Source organism: Vibrio sp. S12_S33, from assembly GCF_963889785.1.
Lineage (GTDB): Bacteria > Pseudomonadota > Gammaproteobacteria > Enterobacterales > Vibrionaceae > Vibrio > Vibrio aestuarianus.
In genome coordinates, this window is record NZ_CAWPQZ010000098.1 from 1 (window position 1) to 3,074 (window position 3,074).

The window sequence follows — 3,074 nt, forward strand, 5'->3', positions numbered from 1 at the left end:
TTACCAAAACCTAAATTTCACAGCGATCTTAGCCAAAGAGAGCCACTTACAGAATCAACAACAAAGAAAGCGCCCTTTCAGCAACCGCTAAATTTTTTGCGTCACCAGATTTTCAGAGCTGAATGTCGGCAAGAAAACCAGTCAAAAGGACATTTCAATTAAAGCGATTTGAAACTGACGAAACTCAACACAAGCCAGATCCAAAACTTAATTGAGGCAACCCAAGAACCTTGAAAACGATCAATCTCAGATTATTCAAGAATCCATTTCGACCAAGCCAACTTGCCGAAAACACAGAACGAATTCTCAATGAAATCGTAGCTTTGACCTTAAAAACTCATCAAACACATAACGCCCAATTAAGGGGTGAGCAACGCTACCACCCGACCTAAGGCATTGTACCGTAACCACTAAAATTGAAGTAGAAGCAAAAATGCCAAGCGTTGGGAATCCCTCTTAAATTGTTTGTTATGGCTCTTTTGCCTCGTATAATACCCTACGAATCAAAACTAGGTGAGGAACATGGAAATATCTAAACTAATTACGCCAGTAACCACTTTATTCGAGAAACTATGGAAAATTCCATTCTTGTACCACCTGACAGCTGTAGCGTTATTAGTGGTTGCAACAAGTCCTGAGCTATTTAAACACACGCCTTTTTATGATGTATTACCACCACATCAAACGAGCATTAGCTTAGCCCTTGTCCTGTATGGCTGCTTCTTTATTTTTAAATTAGTGAGCTATGTTCCATATATTTTTTTGTACCCTATTCGCTTGATGACGTTAAGAAAACTAAGTAAAAATGAATGTGATCTAATCAAAGAGTTTACTGCTAGACAAACAAGCTGTCTCACTTTCAATTCTGATTTAGGTGAACTAAACAGCTTACTTAGAAAGGACGTCCTTGAATACCCCAGTGTTTTAGTTGCAGGAGCGATTGGTTACTCAACAGTAGTGATGTCCGATTGGGCTGAGAGCCTGATATACCGACATAAAAGCATTCTGTCTAACTTACATTCAGACTGAGAGCCATAACGCCGCGTTAAGTGGTGAGCAACGCGACCACAATCCTAAACCATTGCACCTTAAACACAAAACTCAACCTAGAATCGAAACTCCCAAGCGTTGGGAATCCGTCTTAAACGCCTAGTTAGCTGCTGCACTTTCGCTAGCAAATTACGCCAAAATGCCAAATTTGAAACACATTATTGCTTTCAAACGGCAAAGTAAAACGGACAGCTGTGAAATTAAAACCTAATCCACGAAATGCGCTTGGCAAAGAAGAAATGACCGAGAAAACCCCCATTCCTAAGCATGGTAATTTGCAAAGAATTCTATCGAAAAAGCCAACGACAGAGCACACGAAATGAATTTAAGCATTCATGAATTTCAACAACAAAGAAGCTGCGCCAATGAACTTAACAAACACAACATTTCCCGTAAGCAGACTTCGTTAAGTTCAAACACTTCCCGAAAAGTGCCACTGGCGAGATAGTTGAGAAGCTGAGATTTGTCCGGTGTGTAGCTAGAAAACCGAAAGCCTTTCCACCCTAAATTCACCGTTTTTCTTAACCCCAGCTAACGCCCTGTTAAGGTGTGAGCAACGCAATACCTAAGCTTCCGCATACCACCTTAAACACTAAAAGCAACGCATAGCAAAAATGCCAAGCGTTGCGAATCACTCTTAAACAGTTTGTTAGCATTTTTTAACTACGCGCTCAAAACCATAAACGGTAACTAGTGACATCAACACCCATACTAGCCACTTAAAGGCGTTCTGCACTAGAGCAACCTCTATTGGATTACCAACAACAAAGTCCATTAACGGTTGGCGAATTAATGCTCCATGTAAAGCCGCAAGCAACAAACTTAAGATAATAAAAGCTTTAAATTGGCCATATTTGATGATTTTATCTCTGATAAGCCAATACAACACTATTGCTGATATTCCATATTCTAATGATGTCAGCATAGCTATATATCTAACATCCCAAGAAGGAATCACACTTTGCCCTTCCATATATTGTGCAATCCAAGCTTGCAGCCATTCCGCGCTGAATACATGAACGATAAAACCGCAGCTTGATGCGATAGCCGCTATAACAAAATACTGTACATAATTCATAAAAACCTCGAAAACTAGACAGAACTAGGACTAATCAACCACCTTTAAGTTCCGAGATTTCTCATTAAAATGCTAACGCCGCATTAAGGTGCGAACAACGCTAAACACCTAACATAAACCACTGCACCTTAAACACTAAACCCAAGTTTAAACTGAGATCGCCAAGCGTTGTGAGTCACTCTTAAATGCTTTGTTATACATTTCTTACCCACACGGATCCGACAACCCAGAACTCCATGCTTCAATAACCGTTCCGGGATTCTCTATTTTGTAGCAAGCCAGAAGACTTGAAGGTGATTTTATGCCTAGCACTACCCCTTTACCCTCTACTTTCCCGAAGCTGTCTCGATAAACCGATAAAGCAGGTTGAATTATATTTTTCCAGTAAACATCAACCAGCTCGCTTTCACTCGTATATTTAAGGCTTTCGGATAACTTACTGGAACAAAACAGCGTATAAAATGTTACACCACCAGATGACATAACCGATGACTCTAGGGAGCAATTGAGAAGATTACTTTCACCTACTGAAGTCAAAAATGGTTCTAACTCGCTTCCAGCGGCTCTTAGCTCTAGTTGAATATAGGTAAAAGGTAACAGTGTCGTGACAACTAAGAGCAACCCCATACGAAGCTTATTACCAGAGTAATTTTTAAACGCGTGATAATAAGTGAAAGGAAATAGGAAGAGCCCTAAAAAACCCAACCATATCTTTTGCTTAAACATGTCGACAACGACTGTAAAATACAAAACTATCCCTATAAAAATCAGAAAAATAGACAAAGTTAACATAATTGTTATTCATTTCCTTCTTAATGTATAACGCCCAATTAAGTGGTGAACAACGCACTGGCCAAGCCGCTGCATTGCACCATAAAACACTTTACTCAACGCATAGTAAAACTGCCACGCGTTGAGAATCCACTTGAATTGTTTGTTATGTGAA

At 39.7% G+C, this 3,074-nt stretch carries 3 protein-coding genes; 1 reads left to right on the top strand and 2 read right to left on the bottom strand.

Going from position 1 to position 3,074, the window contains the following annotated elements; genetic code table 11:
* Positions 1-522: 522 nt before the first annotated feature.
* Positions 523-1,029, top strand: a complete 507-nt coding sequence (locus AACW06_RS18990) for a hypothetical protein (RefSeq protein ID WP_192076267.1) — start codon at positions 523-525, stop codon at positions 1,027-1,029.
* A 670-nt stretch (positions 1,030-1,699) separates the two neighbouring features.
* Here AACW06_RS18990 and AACW06_RS18995 read toward each other — a convergent pair.
* Positions 1,700-2,128 carry a hypothetical protein gene (locus AACW06_RS18995; RefSeq protein WP_122621711.1) on the bottom strand — a complete coding sequence of 143 codons (429 nt, stop codon included), beginning with the start codon at positions 2,126-2,128 and terminating at the stop codon, positions 1,700-1,702.
* 204 nt (positions 2,129-2,332) lie between these two features.
* A complete protein-coding gene (locus AACW06_RS19000; protein WP_192076269.1) occupies positions 2,333-2,920 on the bottom strand; it encodes a hypothetical protein in 588 nt (195 codons plus the stop codon).
* Between the last annotated feature and the right edge of the window lie 154 nt (positions 2,921-3,074).

Excerpts from the sequence above, each read along its gene's own strand:
- AACW06_RS18990 (WP_192076267.1), top strand. The coding sequence starts at position 523 with ATGGAAATATCTAAACTAATTACGCCAGTAACCACTTTATTCGAGAAA.
- AACW06_RS18995 (WP_122621711.1), bottom strand. The coding sequence starts at position 2,128 with ATGAATTATGTACAGTATTTTGTTATAGCGGCTATCGCATCAAGCTGC.
- AACW06_RS19000 (WP_192076269.1), bottom strand. The coding sequence starts at position 2,920 with ATGTTAACTTTGTCTATTTTTCTGATTTTTATAGGGATAGTTTTGTAT.